The organism is Pseudogemmobacter sp. TB195, from assembly GCF_058313095.1.
In genome coordinates this window covers 95372-115015 of record NZ_JBZEGG010000005.1, presented here as the reverse complement: position 1 = coordinate 115015, position 19644 = coordinate 95372, and the positions used below count along the sequence as shown (strand labels likewise).

The 19644-nt window shown below is 63.3% G+C and carries 16 protein-coding genes; 10 read left to right on the top strand and 6 right to left on the bottom strand.

Going from position 1 to position 19644, the window contains the following annotated elements; all coding sequences use genetic code 11:
* Window position 1: 1 nt before the first annotated feature.
* Together AC4FS3_RS07345 and AC4FS3_RS07340 are read right to left on the bottom strand one after the other, a co-directional pair.
* Window positions 2-811 carry an enoyl-CoA hydratase/isomerase family protein gene (locus AC4FS3_RS07345; RefSeq protein WP_092904565.1) on the bottom strand — a complete coding sequence of 270 codons (810 nt, stop codon included), beginning with the start codon at window positions 809-811 and terminating at the stop codon, window positions 2-4.
* The gene (locus AC4FS3_RS07340) at window positions 808-2337 is read right to left on the bottom strand and encodes a class I adenylate-forming enzyme family protein (protein WP_491019985.1); all 1530 of its coding nucleotides are present in this window, start codon (window positions 2335-2337) and stop codon (window positions 808-810) included. Before AC4FS3_RS07340 ends, AC4FS3_RS07345 begins: the two co-directional genes overlap by 4 nt.
* A gap of 129 nt (window positions 2338-2466) precedes the next feature.
* On the opposite strand from AC4FS3_RS07340, the gene AC4FS3_RS07335 reads away from it, so the two are divergent.
* Complete coding sequence (locus AC4FS3_RS07335) at window positions 2467-3210, top strand: IclR family transcriptional regulator (RefSeq protein ID WP_092904569.1); 744 nt, start codon at window positions 2467-2469, stop codon at window positions 3208-3210.
* Window positions 3211-3247: 37 nt separating this feature from the next.
* Here the strand turns inward: AC4FS3_RS07335 and AC4FS3_RS07330 are convergent, their stop codons facing one another.
* From AC4FS3_RS07330 to AC4FS3_RS07320, 3 genes are all read right to left on the bottom strand, one after another.
* The gene (locus tag AC4FS3_RS07330; RefSeq protein WP_491019984.1) at window positions 3248-4741 is read right to left on the bottom strand and encodes a 3-hydroxyacyl-CoA dehydrogenase; all 1494 of its coding nucleotides are present in this window, start codon (window positions 4739-4741) and stop codon (window positions 3248-3250) included.
* A 113-nt stretch (window positions 4742-4854) separates the two neighbouring features.
* On the bottom strand, window positions 4855-5646 hold the full coding sequence (locus tag AC4FS3_RS07325; RefSeq protein WP_491019983.1) for an enoyl-CoA hydratase-related protein: 792 nt from the start codon (window positions 5644-5646) through the stop codon (window positions 4855-4857).
* A gap of 163 nt (window positions 5647-5809) precedes the next feature.
* On the bottom strand, window positions 5810-7186 hold the full coding sequence (locus tag AC4FS3_RS07320) for an aminotransferase-like domain-containing protein (protein WP_491019982.1): 1377 nt from the start codon (window positions 7184-7186) through the stop codon (window positions 5810-5812).
* A 413-nt stretch (window positions 7187-7599) separates the two neighbouring features.
* Here AC4FS3_RS07320 and AC4FS3_RS07315 point away from each other — a divergent pair, with 413 nt between their 5' ends.
* The 6 genes from AC4FS3_RS07315 to AC4FS3_RS07290 all read left to right on the top strand — a co-directional run bounded on the left by AC4FS3_RS07315 (window position 7600) and on the right by AC4FS3_RS07290 (window position 14700).
* Window positions 7600-8577 (top strand): ABC transporter ATP-binding protein, encoded by a 978-nt coding sequence (locus AC4FS3_RS07315; protein WP_491019981.1) that lies wholly within the window; start codon window positions 7600-7602, stop codon window positions 8575-8577.
* A gap of 1 nt (window position 8578) precedes the next feature.
* Entirely contained in the window at window positions 8579-9562 is a 984-nt protein-coding gene (locus AC4FS3_RS07310; RefSeq protein WP_491019980.1) for an oligopeptide/dipeptide ABC transporter ATP-binding protein, read from the top strand.
* A 52-nt stretch (window positions 9563-9614) separates the two neighbouring features.
* Window positions 9615-11210, top strand: coding sequence for an ABC transporter substrate-binding protein (locus AC4FS3_RS07305; protein ID WP_491019979.1), 1596 nt, complete (start codon window positions 9615-9617; stop codon window positions 11208-11210).
* Between the two features lie 100 nt (window positions 11211-11310).
* Window positions 11311-12261: an ABC transporter permease gene (locus tag AC4FS3_RS07300; protein ID WP_491019978.1), complete on the top strand. Its 951-nt coding sequence runs from the start codon at window positions 11311-11313 to the stop codon at window positions 12259-12261.
* 3 nt (window positions 12262-12264) lie between these two features.
* Complete coding sequence (locus AC4FS3_RS07295; protein WP_491019977.1) at window positions 12265-13179, top strand: ABC transporter permease; 915 nt, start codon at window positions 12265-12267, stop codon at window positions 13177-13179.
* A 51-nt stretch (window positions 13180-13230) separates the two neighbouring features.
* Complete coding sequence (locus AC4FS3_RS07290; RefSeq protein ID WP_491019976.1) at window positions 13231-14700, top strand: amidohydrolase family protein; 1470 nt, start codon at window positions 13231-13233, stop codon at window positions 14698-14700.
* 79 nt (window positions 14701-14779) lie between these two features.
* Here AC4FS3_RS07290 and AC4FS3_RS07285 read toward each other — a convergent pair whose 3' ends face one another.
* The gene (locus AC4FS3_RS07285) at window positions 14780-15586 is read right to left on the bottom strand and encodes an FCD domain-containing protein (protein WP_491019975.1); all 807 of its coding nucleotides are present in this window, start codon (window positions 15584-15586) and stop codon (window positions 14780-14782) included.
* A gap of 179 nt (window positions 15587-15765) precedes the next feature.
* Here AC4FS3_RS07285 and AC4FS3_RS07280 point away from each other — a divergent pair, with 179 nt between their 5' ends.
* The 3 genes from AC4FS3_RS07280 to glcF are packed head-to-tail and all read left to right on the top strand — an operon-like array spanning window position 15766 to window position 19644.
* On the top strand, window positions 15766-17214 hold the full coding sequence (locus AC4FS3_RS07280) for an FAD-binding oxidoreductase (protein WP_491020055.1): 1449 nt from the start codon (window positions 15766-15768) through the stop codon (window positions 17212-17214).
* Window positions 17211-18347, top strand: coding sequence for an FAD-binding protein (locus AC4FS3_RS07275; RefSeq protein ID WP_491019974.1), 1137 nt, complete (start codon window positions 17211-17213; stop codon window positions 18345-18347). The genes AC4FS3_RS07280 and AC4FS3_RS07275 overlap by 4 nt, the downstream gene beginning before the upstream one ends.
* Complete coding sequence (gene glcF / locus AC4FS3_RS07270) at window positions 18337-19644, top strand: glycolate oxidase subunit GlcF (RefSeq protein ID WP_491019973.1); 1308 nt, start codon at window positions 18337-18339, stop codon at window positions 19642-19644. The genes AC4FS3_RS07275 and glcF overlap by 11 nt, the downstream gene beginning before the upstream one ends.

Below are 19644 nucleotides of genomic sequence, written 5' to 3'. Positions count from 1 at the left end.
CTCAGAGCGGGCAATCCTGGTCGAAATTCGGGCGTCTCTTTTCCTTCAGAGACGCCAGCCCTTCGCGCGCATCCGGGCCACAGAAGCCCATGAATTCCAGCGCCAGCGAAGTATCGAAAGTGGGACCGGCCATGCGCAGCCAGTTGTTGAGCGCGTATTTTGTCCAGCGGATCGCGCTCGGCGAGCCCTTGGCCAGTTTGCGCGCAACCTCCAGCGCTTTGTCATGCAATTCGTGATCTTCGGTGACCAGCGAGATCAGCCCGATCCGCTCGGCCTCTTCGCCCGAGACCGATTCACAGAGCAGCAGATAATATTTGGCCTTGGCAAGACCGCAGAGCAGCGGCCAGACGATAGCCGCGTGATCACCCGCAGCCACGCCAAGCCTAGTATGGCCATCAATGATGCGCGCGGTCTTCGAGGCAATCGAGACATCGGCCAGCAGGCCGGCGACCAGACCGGCCCCGACCGCCGGCCCCTGCATCGCCGATACGATCGGCTTTGAGCAGTTGATGATGTTGTAGACCAGATCGCGCGCTTCCTTCCACACCCGGGTGAGCGTGGTGAAATCCTCGGTCATCTCTTTGACGAGATCGAGATCGCCCCCAGATGAGAAAGCCTCGCCCGCCCCGCGAATGATGACACTGCGGACATCATCGGCCGCGTCGATATCGCGCCAGACCCGGCACAGCTCGCCATGCATGATCCGGTCAGCCGAGTTCAGCCGGCCCGGATTATCCATGGTAATGCGCAGGATGCCGGCATCCGGCCAGTCGAATTTCAGCCGCTTATAGGTGGTGATATCGAGGCTCATATGTTCTTCTCCCGGCCTGCCCAAAAGGGCTCCCGCAGTAGGTTCTTCTGGATTTTGCCAATCGGCGTCTTGGGGAAACTTTCGACGAATGTGACAAGGCGAGGACGCTTGAACCGCGCCAGCGTCTTCTCGCAATGCGCGACAACGGTTTCGGTTTCCAGCACGGCCCCGGCCTTGAGCAGGATATAGGCTGCCGGCACCTCACCCCATTTTTCATCGGGAATGCCAAAGACCGCGCATTCCGCCACGGCGTCGAGGCCGAAAATCGCGTTCTCGATCTCTTTGGGATAGATGTTTTCACCGCCCGAAATGATCATGTCTTTTGAGCGGTCAACGAGGGTGACAAAGCCCGCCTCGTCCATCACCGCCAGGTCGCCGGTCCAGCCCCAGCCATGCCGGAAGAACTTCGCGGTCTGCTCCGGCTCGTTGTAATATTCCAGCATGACATTCGCGCCGCGTGAAACCAGCTCGCCGATCACCCCCGGCGCCACGGCATGGCCATCGGGGGCCACGACCGCAAGATCGACATTATAAGCCTGCTGGCCGATGGAGCCGAGACGCTCGGGCAGATGCCAGTGGCCAAGGGTGGTGATCACCCCCACTTCTGACTGGCCATAGATCTGGGTCAGCCTGATCGCGGGCAGCTTTTCCATCAGATCGCGCTGTACCCAATCGGGCATCGGGGCGCCGGCAAAGGCCAGCTTTTCCCATTGCACATAATTCGAGGCCTGGAAGTTCGGGTCCGAGACCACCATTGCGACCTGGGTCGGCACCATGAAACAGGCGGTCATTCCGGTGCGCTGCGCCATATGTGCAAAGTCCTGCACATCCCATTTGGTCAGGAAGGTGCAGGTCGCCCCGGCCAGCACTGCCGGCTGAAACATGATGTTCAGCGCAACATGGAACAGCGGGGTTACAATCCCCACCACATCGCGTTCCTGGATATTTTCGTGATGCATCACCGTATGCGCGGTGGTGACGCGGTTGCGATGGCTGGCCAGCACGCCCTTGGGCCGCCCCGTGGTGCCACCGGTATAGGTCATGCAGAAGGGATCATCCTCATGGATCTCCACTTCGGGCACATGATCGGGCTGATCCGCGATCAGGGCCTGGAAATCATGGGCACCGGGCTGCGCGGCGCCGAGGGTGATGAAGTGACGGATCTTGGGCAGTGATTGCGCCGCTTCGGCGACGCGAGCGGCAAAGACATCTTCATAGACCAGAATTTCGACATCGGCCTTGTCCAGCACATAGGCCAGCTCTTCCGCCGCATAGAGCACGGAGATATTGACGATCACCCCGCCGGTGCGGGCGGTGCCGAAAAACACGCTGCCATATTCGATGCGGTTGCGGCTGAGGATGCCGACCTTGCCGCCCTTGCCAAGACCAAGGCCCAGAAGGGCATGGGCAAAACGACTGGCCTCGCGGTCCAGATCGCCATAGCTGATGGACCTGTCCTGCCACAGAATGGCGCGCTTTTCCGGAAAGCGCTCGGCAGAGCGCCGCAACATATCACCGGTGAGCATATCCCCTCCAGGTTACTCCGAACCCGCATTTGCGGATTTCCCTTGCGCCGGAGACTGGATTTTCATCCGGCATTCTGCAATGCCATAGGCAGGGAATTCATTTCGCAGAGCGGAATACTGGAGCCAGGGATGTCGCAGGAAGATCGTCAGTTTGTCGAAGCATTCGCCCGGGGGCTGCAGTTGTTCGAGGCGCTGTCTAAGCAGAAAAAGCCGATGTCGAACAGTGATCTGTCAAAAAGCACCGGCCTGCCGCCTTCGACCATCAGCCGGCTGACTTATACCGCTATGCGGTTGGGATATCTGCGCCACAGCGAAACCGGCCGCAGCTATGAGCTGACCCCGAAAAGCCTGAATCTCGGCTATTCGGTGCTGACCGGATTTGCCCTGATCGACCGTGCGACGCCATTGCTGAAGGTGCTGGCCGAAAAAACCGGCCAGACCGCGGCGCTTTGTGTGCGCGATGGCATGTATCTGACCTTCGTCCAGGTTGTGTCCGGCTCGGATATTCTGGCGGTGCGCTTTGCTGTGGGCGGGCGGCTGCCGATTGCCACCTCGGCGGCCGGGCCTGCCTATCTCTCGATCCTGCCCGAGAAAGAGCGGCGCCAGCTTGCCAGCCGGATCCGTGGCCAGCTCACCCAGCAAAATGGCAATGTCACCGCCTTTAATGCCGCATTGGAGGCGGCCTGCAAGGATGGCGTCTCTTTCAGCCGCGACACCTGGCGCCGTGGTATCAGCGCGGTATCGGTCGGCATCAGCACCGCGCATGAACAGGCCGCGATTACGGTGCCTTTTGCCACCGGATCGATCTCGGTCGCCAATATGCGCGGCATCATTGCCCCCATCCTGCGCGAAACCGTACAGGAACTGCTGTAAAGCCGGCGCCGGCTGCGATCCCGGCGCCGCTTTTTTCTTACAGGCTGCGGATATCCAGCCCCAGCGTCGCGCGCCGCCGCAGCCAGGCGCTCGGGCGGTAACGGTCATCCCCGCTGAGCGCCTGCATATTGCGCAAAATCGTCAGCATCCGCGCCGCTCCGACCCGATCCACCCATTCCAGCGGACCGCAGGGGTAATTCATCGCAAGCCGCATGGCCTTGTCGATATCACCAGGCGCGGCAAGCCCCATCTGCGCCATTTCACAACCGAGATTGGCCACCGCCGCAACGATCCGTTGCGCGACAAAACCGGTGGAATCGGCAATCGCGGTGACCCTGCGCCCGCTTGCACTCACCGCCGCAGCCACCGCATCGCGCACCGCCGGATCGGCCCCGACCGTGGTCATCAGCACCACGCGCCGCGTGCTGTCGAAGGCCAGATCCACTGCCACCAGCCTGGTGGCCGGCAAGCCAAGCCGGGCCGCATGGGCCGCCAGATCTTCGCCGACCGGGAAGGCCAGCACCGGGCTGGCACCATCATCCTCGGCCGCGACCTGGCAGTCGAGAGAGGCCGCGAAATCACGCAGCTCGGCCAGATCTTCGGCCAGAACCACCTGCTGTGCCGGCGCTGCGGTGCTGATGAAATCAGCCGACGGTTGGCCGGCGCCATCGCGATAGGTGTAAAAACCCTGCCCCGTCTTGCGGCCCAGCTGGCCGGTTTGCAGCAGATAGCGGTGATAGGTGGTCGAACGCAGGCGCGGCTCGGCGAAATAGCTCTGATGCAGGAACTCGCAGACGGTGAAATTCACATCCATTCCGGTCAGATCCATCAGCTCGAACGGACCCATACGGAAATCGCAGCAATCGCGCATGATCGCGTCGATTTCAGCCGGGCTGGCCACCCCCTCCTGCAACGCGATCAGCGCTTCGGTCGGATAGGCCCGCCCGCCATGGTTCACAAGGAAGCCGGGCGTGTCGCGCACCTCAACCGGTTCCTTGCCAAGATGGCGCGCCACCGCGAGCAGCCGCTCCATCGTTTCACGGCTGGTGCGCGGGCCGGGAATCACCTCGACCAGTTTCATCAGCGGCACCGGGTTGAAAAAATGCAGCCCCGCGAAACGCTCGGGATGTTTCAGGTCGCGCGCGATCACCCCGATCGGCAGCGAGGATGTATTGCTGGCGATCAGTGCCTCGGGGGCCAGAAGATCCTCCAGCCGGGCAAACAAAGCCTGTTTCGCGGCGGGATCCTCGATGATCGCTTCGACCACCAGATCGCAATCTGCCAGTGCGTCCGGGCTGTCGGCGGCGATGAGCGCGCCCGCAAGGGCGTCATATTGGCCCTGGGACAGCTTACCGCTGCTGACCCGCTTTGCAGCGCGGGCGAGAATTGCCTCAATGGCGCTGGCAGCAGCCCCCTGCCGCAGATCGGTCAGGATGACGGCAATGCCACTTGCGGCGGCGGTTTCCGCAATGCCCGCCCCCATTGCGCCGGCGCCGGCCACACCAATTTTCAACGGGAGTTCTGCTGCCATTCTCGCCTCCGCAAGACTGTTTCACTGCTCTCCAGTGACCGCAGGGCGCCCGAAAGGTCAAAGCCAATATCCCTGGCTTCGTCCCGCAGAGCGGAAGGACTGCCCCGGCGGGCTCAGCTGCCGCGAAACAGCGCCGGGCGTTTCTCGAGGAAGGCGGTCACCCCTTCGGCATAGTCATCGCTGAAGCCTGCGGATTGCTGCGCCAGCCGTTCCGCCTCGAGCTGGCTGTCAAAATCGCGCCCGCCTGCCTCCTGGATAAGCGTTTTCATCAGGCCAAGCCCAAGGGTCGGGCCGGCGGCCAGTTTACCGGCCAGCGCCCGGGCCTCATCTGCAAGCTCCGCATCGGGGACCGATTTGCTGATCAGACCCAGGTCTGCCGCGCGCGGGGCCGGGATCGTCTCTCCGGTCAGCAACAGCGCCTTGGCGCGGGCTTCGCCAAGAATTCTGGTAAGACACCAGCTGGACCCGGCATCAGGAACCAGCCCAAGCCTGGAAAAAGACAGCACAAACCTGGCACTCTCGCCCGCGATAACGATATCACAGGCCAGCGCCAACCCCACACCGGCTCCGGCCGCCGCTCCGTTCATTGCGCAGATCACCGGCTTTTGCAGCCCGCGGAGGGCACGGATGGTCGGGTTGTAAAACTGGCCCAGCGACTGGCCGAGATCGCTGCGCGGCCCCGGCTGGCGGGGATCGCGGTTGTTAAGATCCTGTCCCGCGCAGAACCCTTTGCCACGCCCGGTCAGGAGCACAGCCCGCACAGCGTGATCCTCAGCCGCGCGCGCAAGGATCTCGCGCAGCCGCAGATGACTTTCTTCGGTGAAGGCATTCATCCGCTCGGGGCGGTTCAGCTCGATCAGCAACACACCCTGATCAAGGGTCGACAGCACGGGCTCTTGCGACATTTCTGGCTCGCTTTGCGGATGGATTCCGGCTTTCAGGGGTGGGGCAAAGCCGATCCGGCTGCAAGATGATGCCTTCCGCAGTGCGGAAAACGGTATCCCGGCGTGGGGCATGACCGACGAACTGGCGGGCAAAGACCCGTTTCGGCCTGTACCACGGCGGCAATCAGACCACGGCCCGCACTGCCCCCGCTGGCCGCTGCATCAGCCCGGCCAGCTGCTGCAACCCCTCGTCAAGTACGCCCCGGTCTGGCGCCACGCCAAGCGAGATCCGCACATGCGCCGAGGCATGTTCGCCGGTCGCAAAGGCCGATGCCGGCACGATCGAGACACCGGCGCGGTCGGCATGTTCGGCAAAGTCCGTCGCCCGCCAATGCGGCGGCAGGCGCAGCCAGAGGTGATGGCCTTCGGGGTCAGCGCGGAAATCGGCCCCCCGGAAGGCCTCGGCCGCGAGGGTCTGACGGATACGGTTCTCGGCGCGGATCGCGGCGGCGATCTCATCCACTACGCCTTCGCGCAGCCAGCGGGTCGCAAGGCTGGCCAGAAGCGGCGGCGCCATCAGGACAGTCGCCCGCAAGATCGACGCCAGTCGCAAGGCCCCCGCCGGATCGGGCGCCACGACATAGGCCACCCGCAACGCAGGCGTGACCGATTTCGACAGGGTGGCCAGATGCCAGGTCAGATCCGGCGCCAGCGCGAGGAAAGACGGCAGCTGTTCTGCGTGCAAGGGCGCATATGGGTCATCCTCGATGATGGCGACACTGTATTTGCGCGCGATCTCTGCAATCGCGATGCGCCGCGCTTCGGGCAGGGTGGCGGTCGTAGGGTTGTCGATGCTGGGCGTGACATAGAGCGCATGCGGCGCCCGCGCCTCGCACAGACGGCGGAAGTCATCGGGGATCAGCCCGCCGGCATCCATCGCAATCGGGTCGATCATCGCGCCACGCTGCGCCGCGCTGGCCTTCAGCCCGGGGTAAGTCATCTCGCCGGCGGCGATATGCGCTCCGGCGGAAACCAGCAGATCGGTCAGCGCGAACAGTGCCGATTGCGCCCCGGCGGTGACCAGCACCCGGTCATGCGTCAGCGCCCCGTGGCACCGCGAGAGCCATTGTGTCGCGGCGATCCGGTCTGCCATGCCGCCGCTGCTTTCCTGATATTGCAGGCTCAGCCCGCCCCGTGGGCCATTAAGGATCGCAGCCAGTCCCTGCGGGATCAGTTTGCGGAAATCGATCCCCTCGGGCTGAGGCGGGATGTTCATGCTCAGATCCAGCACCGGCGCGGGTTCGTCGGGGAAGAATTCGGCGGGATCATCGCGCACGAAAGTCCCGCGCCCGGCCTGGGCCGCCACCAGCCGGCGGCGGCGCGCTTCGTTGAAGGCGCGGGTCACGGTGGTCAGATCCACACCCAGCTGTTCGGCAATGCTGCGCTGTGGCGGCAGCCGCTCGCCCGGCCCGATCCTTGCGGCGCGAATATCCGCTTCAAGCGCCTCGACGATGCCGAGATATTTCAGTCTCGCGCCATCGGTGATCCAGGGGGTCCACATGCTCGGCCTTTGCTGCCCATGATTGCACGCATACAATTTATGCCATTGTATGGTGGCGCGGCAAGATGACATCCGCGCACAGTTCAGCCTTCATGTTGCACGCTGCGTCGCACCAGGGATGGCTGGCGTGCAGGGCGGCACATATGTAACCTGAGCAGAAGGCCCGTTCGTCGGCAGATGTGGATATGCACCAGGCTCCGTTGGGGAAAGCGGAACTTTGAACCACAGAGCGCGGCCTCACGGGCGTCAGCTGGTCCCCATCACCCTCGTCGCCACCTCTCGACAGCCGTAGACTGCATCAGATCTGGCGGGAATGATTGGCCTCATTTGTTGATAAATGTTTATTAAATTTCGACATAATAACTCTTCAACTTCCGAATAAGTTCGGGTGACAAATTCACTCGGACAGGTAGATGACGGACGCACCCATACTTGAGGTGAACGGCTTTTCTGTAGGCTTTGCCACGCCAAACGGAACTGTCGTCGCAACTGAAGACATAAGCTTTTCGGTATCTTCCGGGGAAATTCTCGCGATCATCGGCGAGTCAGGTTCAGGCAAGACCGTGACCTCGATGGGGCTGGCCCGTCTGATCAGCACACCGCCGGCGATCTATCTTGGCGGGACGGTAATTCTCAGGGGGCTTGATCTGCTGGGCCTCAGCGAAAAGCAGATGGCCGAGGTCAGAGGGCGGCGGATCGGGACGATTTTTCAGAACCCGCGCGCCTCGCTTGACCCTTCTTTCACCATTGGCGCACAGCTGATCGAAACACTGCGGCGTCATGAAACCGGGCTCAGCAAAGCTGCGGCCCGCGAGGCGGCCATCCTGTCGCTGAACCAGGTCGGCTTTAACGAGGCTGATCGTGTCATGGCAAGCTATCCGCATCAGCTGTCGGGCGGGATGTGCCAGCGGATCGCGCTTGCGATGACACTGGCCTGCAAGCCCGAGATTCTGATCGCCGATGAGCCAACCACCGCGCTTGATGTAGGGGTTCAGGCGCGCATCCTTTTGCTGCTGAAGCGACGCAGCCGGAGCACGGGGTTGCCGATTGTCATCATCACCCATGACATGGGCGTGGTTGCAGCCGTCGCGACACGGGTTCTGGTCATGTATGGCGGGCATATCCAGGAATCGGCGCCGATTGATGCGCTGCTGAGCGATCCGAAACACCCCTATACCCAGGCCCTGATCGCGGCGATCCCGGATCCCGACGAGCCGACGGCCGAGTGGCGGTCAATCGAGGGTGAGCCGCCCAATCTCGCTCTGGCGCCGAAAGGATGCCGGTTCGCGCCCCGCTGCGGCCGCGCCGAAGCGATTTGCCGCGCAGAGGTTCCGGACTGGCGCAGCCTTGCCGACGAGCGCTTCGTCAGATGCCATTTTGCCGAGGTCTGAAGTGAAAAACCTGATTGAAATCCGCAATCTGTCGAAAACCTTCCGCGTCAGGCGGGGCTCGTTCCTGAGGCGCGAGATCTCGGAGAACCCTGCGGTCAGCGATATTTCGATCAATATCCGCAAAGGCGAGATCCTTGGCTGTGTCGGCGGGTCCGGCTCGGGGAAATCAACGCTGGGCCGGATGATCCTGCGTCTGATCGAGGCCGACAGTGGCAGCATCACCTATGATGGTGCCGATCTGCGCAGCTTCGGCCCCGCCGAGTTGCGGCTGCACCGGCGGCGGGCGCAGATCGTGTTTCAGGACCCGCTGCAATCGCTGAATCCAAGGCGGACGGTCGCCGAGAATGTGGCCAGGCCGCTTTTGAACTTCGGGATGCGTGCGGATGAGGTGCAGGCGCGGGTCGATGAGGTTTTGCAGCTGGTCGGGCTCGATCCCGGGCAGGCTTACCGCTATCCGCACGAGTTTTCCGGCGGGCAATGCCAGCGGATCGCCATCGCGCGGGCGCTGACGCTGGAGCCGGAATTCCTGTTCCTCGACGAGCCCGTCTCGGCGCTGGATGTCTCGATCCAGGCCCAGATCCTGACGCTGCTCAGGGATCTTCAGGTCAAACTCGGGCTGACATTCCTCTTTGTCTCGCATGATCTGAAGATCGTCCGGCAGTTTTGCGACCGCACCATGGTGATGTATCGCGGCAAGCTCCTGGAAACCGGGGAGAGCGATCAGGTGTACCGCCAGCCGATGCATCCTTTCACCCAGGACTTTCTGGGCACCGTGCTGCATCTGAAGCGCGACAACCGCTGGGAAGCGGCGGCAGAGCGCGCGGAAGATCTGGAATCGGCGGCCCCGGCCATGTCCGGCCCCTGCTGCCCCTATGTCTCGAACTGCCAGCAACGGATGCCCGAATGCGCCCGGGCAATGCCCGCGCTGAGAACCCTGCATGATCAGCGCAGCGTGGCCTGCCTTCTGTACCCCGCCACCGCCTGAGACACCAAAAAACAAAACAAAACAAAACAAAAATCCCAACAGGAGCACTACAATGTCAATTTTTGTCAAAGGCCTGCGGCGTGGGATCGCCTCCACCGCGCTTCTGGGTCTCATGGCCGGGTTCAGCCCGGCACTGGCTGAAAGCACCATCGTCATGGGGGTCGAGGCAGATTTCAGCCGTATGGATCCGGCAGCGGCGCGGACCTGGAATACCTTTAAAGTGATCCGCCATGTCTACGAGACCTTTGTCGAGGAAGATCTGACGAAAGGCGGCGACGCGGTTCCCGAGATCGTCCCCGCCTTGGCCGAGAGCTGGGACATCTCGGATGACCGCAAGACCTATACGTTCCATCTGCGCAAGGGCGTGAAATTCCACGACGGCAGCGACTGGAATGCCGATGCGGCAAAGTTCAATCTCGACCGCATGACCAATCCTGATTTCGAATATTTCGTGCCGGCCTCGCCGGGGCTGATGGGCTGGGTCTGGGGCGATCTGGAAAGCTACGCGGTCGTTGACCCCTATACGTTCACCATCACGCTCACGCAGCCGAATGCCGAGTTTCTGCGCCGTCTGACGGCGGGCGGGTCCGGGTCACCGCGCATGGTCTCTCCGACGGCGGTGGCGACATTCGGCAATGACGGGATCGAGCAGAACCCGATAGGGACCGGGCCTTTCAAATTCGTCGAGCGGGTGCCCGGGGAACGCGTCACCATCGCAAGGAACCCCGATTACTGGAACCCGGAGCGGATCCCGAAAACCGACCGCATCATCCTGCGCGCGATGCCGGAAGTCTCGACCCGCGAACTCGCGATCATGTCCGGCGAGGTCGATATCATCGGCACACCCTCGCCGGATTCCATCGCAATGCTCGAAGCCCAGGGGCTTCAGCTGATCACCGGGCCGTCGCCGATGATCTATGTCATGTGGTTCAATACAAAGGACGAAATCTTTAAGGATGTGCGGGTGCGCAAAGCGGCCTGTATGGCGATCAATCGCGAAGAAATGGCGCTTTATCAGCGCATGGGCTATGCGCAGCCGACCTGGGGCGTGCTGAATCCCGGCGGCCCCGGCTATGATCCGGACTTCCGCGATTGCGATTATGATCCGGAAGGCGCGAAGGCGCTGCTGGCCGAGGCCGGCTATCCCGACGGGCTGGACACCAGGATGGACTGGACCTTCGGCGGCGGCGCCGATGTGAATACCAAAGGCGATGCGGAATGGCTGCAGCGCGACTGGGCAAAGGTCGGCATCCGCGCCAAAATCGAGATGTTCGACAACAATGCTTTCTGGGACATGATGTCGGCGGGGATGCGCGACGGCACCGGGATCACCTCGGCCTCCTGGGGGGAAAGCACCTTCTCCTGGCTTGACCAGGTGCTCCCGACCACGGTGATGCCGCCGAACTGCTGCAATTCCGGCTATTATGACAACCCTGAGATGGACCGGCTGCTGAGCGAAGCGCGCGCTGCCGGCTCGGAAGAGGAGATGGTCGCCAAATTGCAGGAAGCCCGCGATATCGTGGCCGACGACATGGCGTTCTCAAGCTATTTCGCGACGAATTCCGTCTATGTCGCGGTTCCGGGCATCAAGGACTTCCGGCTTGCCCCGCAGCACTGGTTCGATCTGACCTCCATCGTCAAGGAGTAAGCCGCGCCGAACCGGTCTACAGATCGCGCCCCCGTTTCCGGACAAAGTGCTTTCGGCAATCGTCCGGAAACGGGGGACAGGCAGGCAAGAGAAAGTCTTCATGCAAATCCTCCAGTTCACCTTCATGCGGATGCTGTCCGCGATCCCGGTCCTGATCGGCGTCACCATCATCGTCTTTCTCGCGGTCCAGCTGGTGCCGGGGGATATTGCGCTTTCCATCCTTGGCCGGATGGCCTCGCAGGAACAGCTTCAGGCCCTGCGCGAGCAGATGGGCCTCGACCGTTCGCTTGTCGTGCAATACGGCATCTGGTTCACGGCGCTTTTGCAGGGCGATATCGGCACATCGCTGTCGCAGCAACTGCCTGTCGCCGGGATATTGGGGCCCAAGATCATCAACTCACTCATCCTGATGGCGGGCAGCCTTTTCATCGTGCTGGTCTTCGGCTTTCTGCTGGCGGTGCTGTCTGGGGCAAAATTCCGCAGCGCCACCGACCGGGTCGTGGTGGTGATCACGCTGGTCCTTGCCAGTCTTCCGGCCTTCTGGCTGGGCATCATCATGCTCTATTTCTTTGGCTTCAAATGGAAGCTCTTCCCGATTTCGGGAATGTATAATGTCGCCAGTCCGGGCGGGTTCTGGGATCTTATCCATCACCTCATCCTGCCGGCAGCCGTGACTGCGGCGGGTTCGGTGGCGGTCGTGGCCCGTGTCACCCGCTCGCGGATGATCGACGTGATGGCGCAGCCCTATATCCTTGCCGGCAAGGCCCGCGGACTAAAGCGCAGCCAGCTGGTTCTGCGCCATGCGGTACGCAATACCCTGCCGACCTTTGCCAGTATCGGCGGCCTGCAGATCGGCTATCTGTTCGGCGGCGTGATTTTTACTGAAATCATCTTCAACTGGCCGGGAATCGGCCTGCAGGTCTATGACGCGATCCTGCAACGCGACATCCCGATGATCCAGGGCTGTGTGCTCGTGGTGGCGGTGGTTTTCGTGATCGGCAACCTGCTGTCAGATATCGCGGTTTACGCGCTTGACCCCAAGAAAGGCTGAGACATGAGCGATGTGTCCCTTGAGACCGGCCGCAGAAGGCAGCCGGCAGAAAAGCGCCGCTCGAACCTTTATTTCGTCTGGCGCGGCGTCCTTGGTGATCCGGTCGCACGTATTGCGGTCGGCATCATTCTGATCTTCTTCCTCGCCGCGGTTTTCGCACCCTGGATTGCCCCCTGGCCTCCGAATGAGGCCGACCCGTCGATGCGTCTGCGCCCGCCCGGCACGTCCGGCCACTGGCTCGGCGTTGACAATCAGGGCCGCGATATCCTTTCGCGACTGATCTACGGCGCGCGCTACACGCTGCTTTGCGGCATCACCCCCGTCGTGCTCGGCGCGGTGATCTCTGTTCCGCTGGGGATGTTCGGCGCCTGGTATCCGGTGGTCGGCTCGGTGATCATGCGCTCGATGGATGTGCTTTTCGCCTTCCCGATGGCACTGCTTGCCATTCTGCTGGCAGCACTTATGGGGCCTGGCATCGGCAATATGATGATCGCGCTGGTGGTCACGCTGATCCCCTATAACACCCGCGTCGTCTATGCCGCCGCCTGTCTTGAACGCGATCAGGCCTATGTCGAGGCGGCAAGGGCTATGGCCACGCCGGGGTATAAGATCATCCTGTCCGAGATGATGCCGAATGTGATCGCATCATCGGTGGTCTATTCCTGCACCATCGTCGGCGCGGTGGTCATCACCGCCGCGGGGCTGAGCTTCCTTGGTCTTGGTGTGCAGCCGCCCACCGCCGAATGGGGCATCATGACCAGCGAGGGGCGCAACTTTATCTTCAACGCCCCCCATATCGCCGCCGTCCCGGGCCTTGCCATCACCATCCTCGTTATGGCGTTCAACCTGCTCGGAGATTCCCTGCGCGACTCCCTCGATCCGCGCACAAGGCTCATGCTGATCAGGCGCCGCAAGTGACCATGCCTGCCGCCCTGCCCCTTTCTGAAAATCGAATCCCAAGGACCAGCCATGTCGTCGACCACCACCCGCATCCGCGCCCGCTATGTCATCGCCTGGGATGGCCGCTCTCACCGGACCTTGCTGAATGGCGAAGTGGTGTTCCGGGGCGACACGATCCTCTATGTCGGCAAAGCGTTCGAGGGTCAGGTCGATATCGAGATTGACGGCGGTAATGCCGTCCTCGGGCCTGGCTTCATCGACCTGAATGCGCTTGGCGATCTTGATACGACGGTGCTGGCCTTCGACAACCAGCCCGACTGGGCCAAGGGGCGGACCTGGCCCGAGAATTATCTGAAATCCGGCCCGATCGAGATGTACAGCGAAGAAGAGCAGACCTTCAAAATGAAGTATGCTTTCGCCCAGCTGATCCGGAATGGCATCACGACGGCGCTGCCGATCACCTCGATGTTCTACCGCAAATGGGCGGAAACCTATGCGGAATTTGCCAATTCCGCCGCCAGTGCCATCGAGCTGGGGATCCGCGCCTATCTTGGCCCCTGCTATATGACCGGCGTCGAAGTGGTCCGGCCCGATGGCAGTTTCTACACCCATTGGGATGAGGAGCGCGGGCTGAACGGTCTTGCCGATGCCGAGCGGTTCATCCGCGATTTCGACGGCAAGGCAGGCGGGCTGATCCGGGGGATGCTGGCCCCCGACCGGATCGAGAACTGCACCGAGACCCTGATCCGGCGCAGCCGGGATGTCTCGGCCGATCTCAATGTGCCGATCCGGCTGCATTGCTGCCAGTCACTGAGCGAATTCAATGCGGTGGTCGACCGCTATGACATGACACCGCTGGAATGGCTGAACGCGCTCGATTTCCTGAACGAGCGCGCCCTGCTGCCGCATGGTGTCTATATCACCGGGCACAGTCAGGTGGATCGCAAAGGCGATGATGTCGGTCTGCTGCGCGACAGCGGATCAACACTGATCCATTGCCCGCTGGTATTGTCACGCTATGGCGGGTCGATGGAAAGCTTTGGCAGGCTGCGCGAGGCAGGTGTCAGGATCGGCCTTGGCACCGATACCTTCCCGCCGGATATGGTCGAGAATATGCGCCTTGGGGTCAGCCTGTGCCGGGTGGCGGATCATTCGGTGACCGCAGCCAGCGCCGCCGATCTTTACGACGCCGCCACCATTCATGCGGCCGAGGCTCTGGGCCGGCCGGATCTGGGGCGCCTTGCGGTCGGGGCAAAGGCCGATATGACGCTGTTCGATCTGTCTGATTTTGCGATTGGCCAGGTGATTGATCCGATCCAGACCATGATCCTGTCGGGGACCGGGCGCGATTTCCGCAGTTCGGTGATCAATGGCAGGCTGGTGATGCATGACCGCCAGCTTCCCGGCATCGATCTTGCGGAATGGGGCCGCCGCGCGCAGGCACAGTTTGACGGGCTGATCGCGAAATACCCGCTGCGGACACTGAACCACCCGCCGGTTTCCGAGATCTTCGCGCCGTCCTACGCCTGGCTCGACTGAGACCCCCGTAAAACCCGCGCCCTCACCACGGCGCGGGCAGGGGCGCCACTCGGGGGCGTCCTGAAAGCGGCGCCGCCGGTCAGGTGGCCCCGCCTTTGCCATTGGTCAGATCCGGCCCCTGACGCCTGCGTTCCGCCACCTGCCGCCGCGCTTCGGCGTCCCGGATCTCGCGCGTGGTGTGGCGCAGCCAGTCAAGATGATCATGGGCTGCTGCCTGTGCTGCCACCGGATCGCGCGCGAGAATTGCCGCGCCGATCCGGTGGTGCTGCGCGCGCAGCGCCTCGCGGGTGTCGGGCCGCGTGAACAGCCGGTTGCGGTTTTGCACCACATCATTGCGCAGACTGACCGAGAGCGCGCGCATGATGTGCAAAAGCACCAGATTATGGCTCGCCTCATAGATGGCCAGATGCAGCGCGGCATCGACCTCGGCCTCCAGCGCCGGATCGCCCGCGTCATGCGCGGCGTCGATCCGGCTCAGGCAATCGCGGATATGCGCCAGGTCGGTGTCACTGGCCCGCCTCGCCGCCAGCGCTGCCGCCTCACTTTCCACGATATCGCGGAATTCAAGGCAGTCATCGGCCAGCTCGCCGTGATCGGCCAGCAGCGCCAGCAACGGATCGCCAATCGCCTGCATCCCGAGCGGAGCAATCTGCAGCCCGCGCCCCGCCGGGGTCAGGAGCCCCTTTTCTTCCAGCAGTTTCAGCCCGTCGCGCAGGGTCGGGCGTGACACGTTCAGCCGCGCCGCAAGGTCGCGCTCGGCCAGCAGCGCATCGCCCGGGCGCAGACTGCCCTCAAGGATCATCGCCTCGATCAGACGGGCAACCGCTGCCGCGGCGCGTTCGGGCTGGATCCCCGGTGCCCCGCCCCTGATGTCAAACTCTGCCATATGGTGCTGCCTTTTTTACCGGAGGCGAAACAAGCGGCATCTGCCGGACCGGTCAAGAGGACTCTGGTTGACAGCGTTGGTAAAATTATTTTACCAAAATCCAACCGATGCAAGTGCCTGCTGCGGAAATACCCTGCGCAGGGCCAGCCAAAAGAGAGACCAGCCCCGTGTCAGGCACAATTGTGATGCCCGCGCCCGATCCGCATATCCTGGACCGTCGCGATGCCATCCATCAGGCGCTGGCGGCGGTTCTGCCCGCGGATGGGCTGATCACCGCGCCCGACGAATTGCGGGCCTATGAATGTGACGCGCTGACCGCCTACCGCTGTGCGCCACTGGCCGTGGTCCTGCCGCGCAGCACCGAAGAAGTCGCCGCCGCGATGCGGGTCTGCCACCGGATGGGCGTCAAGGTGGTGCCGCGCGGGGCGGGCACCTCGCTCGCCGGGGGGGCTTTGCCGACGGCGGATAGTGTGGTGATCGGCACGATGCGGCTGCGCGACGTGCTGGAGCTGGATCTGGAAAGCCGCTTCATCCGGGTGCAATGCGGCGTGACCAATCTCTCGGTCTCGGCCGAACTTGAACCGCATGGGTTTTTTTACGCCCCTGACCCCTCGTCCCAGCTGGCCTGCACCATTGCCGGCAATATCGGCATGAATTCCGGCGGCGCGCATTGCCTGAAATACGGGGTGACGACCAATAACCTGATGGCCGCGAAGGTTGTGCTGGTCACCGGCGAGGTGGTGGAATTCGGCGGGCCGGAACCGGGCGCGGCGGGGCTGGATATGCTCGGGCTGTTTTGTGGCTCGGAAGGGCAGCTTGGCATCGTGACCGAGGCGATCCTGCGCATCCTGCCCCGGCCCGAAGGCGCGCGCCCGGTGCTGATCGGGTTCGGTCATGCGGTGACGGCGGGGGAATGCGTGGCGCGGATCATCCGCTCGGGCGTGCTGCCGGTGGCGATCGAATATATGGACGAGCCCTGCCTGCGCGCGGTCGAGGCCTTTGCCAGAGCCGGCTATCCCGAATGCCCCGCCGTGCTGATCGTCGAGGTTGAAGGCGCGCCGGAAGAGATCGACCATCAGATCGCCGCCATCCGCGAGATCGCGGGCGCGCTGAACCCGGTCGAGTTCCGCGAAAGCCGCAGCGAGGCCGAGGCGGTTGCGATCTGGAAAGGGCGTAAATCAGCCTTTGGCGCCATGGGGCGGCTGGGGGATTACCTCTGCCTTGACGGCACCGTTCCGGTCTCGAAACTGCCCGCGACGCTGAAACGGATCGGCGAGCTCTCTGCGCAATACGGGCTGGAAGTCGCCAATGTCTTCCATGCCGGGGACGGCAATATGCACCCGCTGATCCTCTTCAACGCCAATAGGCCCGGCGATCTGGAAAAGGCCGAGGCCTTCGGCGCCGATATCCTGCGCGCCTGTGTCGAGGCTGGCGGCTGTCTGACCGGAGAGCATGGCGTTGGCATCGAAAAGCGCGATCTGATGGGCGCGCAATACGGGCCGGATGATCTCGCGATCCAGATGGAGATCAAGAGCCTCTTTGACCCGGACTGGCTTCTGAACCCGGCCAAGGTCTACCCGTTAGAGGCCAGCGCGCCGTTCCGGGCCGGAAAAGGCGGTGCAGCATGATCCGGCATATTCCCCGCTCCGAGATGGAGCTGTCTGCGCTGATTGCCCACCAGCATCAGACGGCCTCGCCGCTGGTGATCGAGGGCGGCGGCAGTGCCGGCATAACCGGCGAGATCGGCGGAGAAATCCTGTCCACCGCTGGCCTGAGCGGCGTGGTGGACTACCAGCCGGGCGAGCTGACGCTGATCGCGCAGGCCGGAACGCCGCTTGCCCAGATCGAGGCCCTGCTGTCGCAATCGGATCAGTGCCTTGCGTTCGAGCCGCCCGATCTGCGCCTTGTGCTGGGGACCATGGCGACAGAGCCGACCATCGGCGGTGTGGTGGCGGTGAATTCTTCGGGGCCGCGCCGTCTGCTCTCGGGGGCCTGCCGCGACCATATCCTGGGCATCAGGATGGTGGATGGCCGGGGGCGCATTTTGCGCAATGGCGGCCGGGTGATGAAAAATGTCACCGGGCTGGATCTGTCGCGCCTTCTGGCCGGATCACATGGCACGCTCGCAGTTCTGACCGAGGTCGCGATCCGCACCCTGCCCCGCGCGCCGGTGTCATTGACCCTTGCGGTGTCAGATCTGGCCCCGACGGCAGCGCAGGCGCTTATTGCGAAAGCCCTCGCGACACCCTGGGAGGTTTCCGCGGCGGTCTTCCATCGCGGCAGGGTCTGTCTGCGTCTTGAGGGGCCGGGCCCCCAGGTCGCGTCTCGCCGGGCGAAACTGCTGCGCCTGCTCGCCTGCGAGGTCGAGGAACTGGAGGGAGACGCCAGCCGCACGCTCTGGCGCGGCTTTCGCGATCTGGAAATGTTTGCCGACCAGACCCTGCCGCTGTGGCGGCTGCAGGTCAGGGCACGGGAGGGCGTGGCGCTTGCGCAGCGGCTCGCGGATCACGGCGGCGAGGTGCTGACCGACTGGGGCGGCGGGCTGATCTGGTATCAGGGCGCGGCGGATGCTGCGCTGATCCGCAGCCTTGCGCCCTCCGCCAGGCTGATCCGGCGCGCAGGCCTAAGTACAGCGCGCTTTCCGAACGAGGCAGAGGGCCTGGGGCGTCTGTCGGCAGGGCTGCGCCAGGTCTTTGATCCGGCGGGCGTTTTCAATCAGGGCCTGATGGGCGGGTCCATGGGGGCGGCAGATGCAGACTGAATTTTCCGCTGAACAGTTGCAGGATCCCGGCACCGCCCGCGCCAATGAGATCCTGCGCTCCTGCGTTCATTGCGGTTTCTGCACCGCGACCTGCCCGACCTATAAGGTGCTGGGCGATGAGCTCGACAGCCCGCGCGGACGCATCTATCTGATCAAGGATATGCTGGAAAACGAGCGCAAGCCGGATGCGACGGTGGTGCGCCATATCGATCGCTGCCTGTCCTGCCTGTCCTGCATGACGACCTGCCCGTCGGGAGTGCATTACATGCATCTGGTCGATCATGCCCGCGCCTATATCGAAAAGACCTATCGCCGCCCGCTGTCAGATCGCCTGCTGCGGGGTGTGCTGGCCAGGGTGCTGCCCTATCCGGGCCGCTTTCGGCTTGCACTTCTGGCAGCAAAGATCGCCCGCCCCTTCCGCCGTCTGATGCCGGATGCGCGGCTGCGGGCGATGCTTGAGATGGCGCCGAAGCGGATTGCCGGGCCCGCCCGCGACGATGACCCGCAATGCCACGCCCCCGAGGGGCCGCGCCGCAAACGGGTGGCGCTGCTGACCGGCTGTGCGCAAAAGGCGCTGAACCCGGCGATCAATGCGGCGACGATCCGGCTGTTGCGCCGCCATGGCTGTGAGGTGGTGATCCCGAAGGGCATCGGCTGCTGCGGCGCGCTGCCCCATCACATGGGCCGCGAGCCGCAAAGCCATGCCCTGGCCGCGGCCAATATCCGCGCCGTGATCCGCGAGCTGGACGGTGAAGGGCTGGATGCGGTGGTGATCAACACCTCTGGCTGTGGCACCACGGTCAGGGATTACGGACATATGTTTGCACAGACCCCGCTTGCGCAGGACGCCGCGCGGGTGGCGGCGCTGGCCAGCGACATCACCGAGGTGATGACGGATCTGGGCCTTGCCTCAGCCGGCCATGCCGCGCCGCTGCGGGTGGGCTATCATGCCGCCTGTTCCCTGCAACATGGCCAACAGATCCGCAATGCGCCGAAGGATCTTCTGCGGGCGGCGGGGTTCACGGTGCTGGAGCCGAAAGACAGCCATATCTGCTGTGGCTCGGCGGGCACCTATAACCTTATGCAGCCCGAGATTTCCGGCCTGTTGCAGGCGATGAAAGTAGGCCATCTGGAGGCGATCCGGCCCGATATCATCAGCGCCGGCAATATCGGCTGCATGATGCAGATCGGCGCTGGCACCAGGGTTCCGGTGGTCCATACGGTGGAACTGCTCGACTGGGCGACCGGCGGGCCAAAGCCGCCGGCGTTGACCGCAGCTGACGGGGCAAACGGGTAA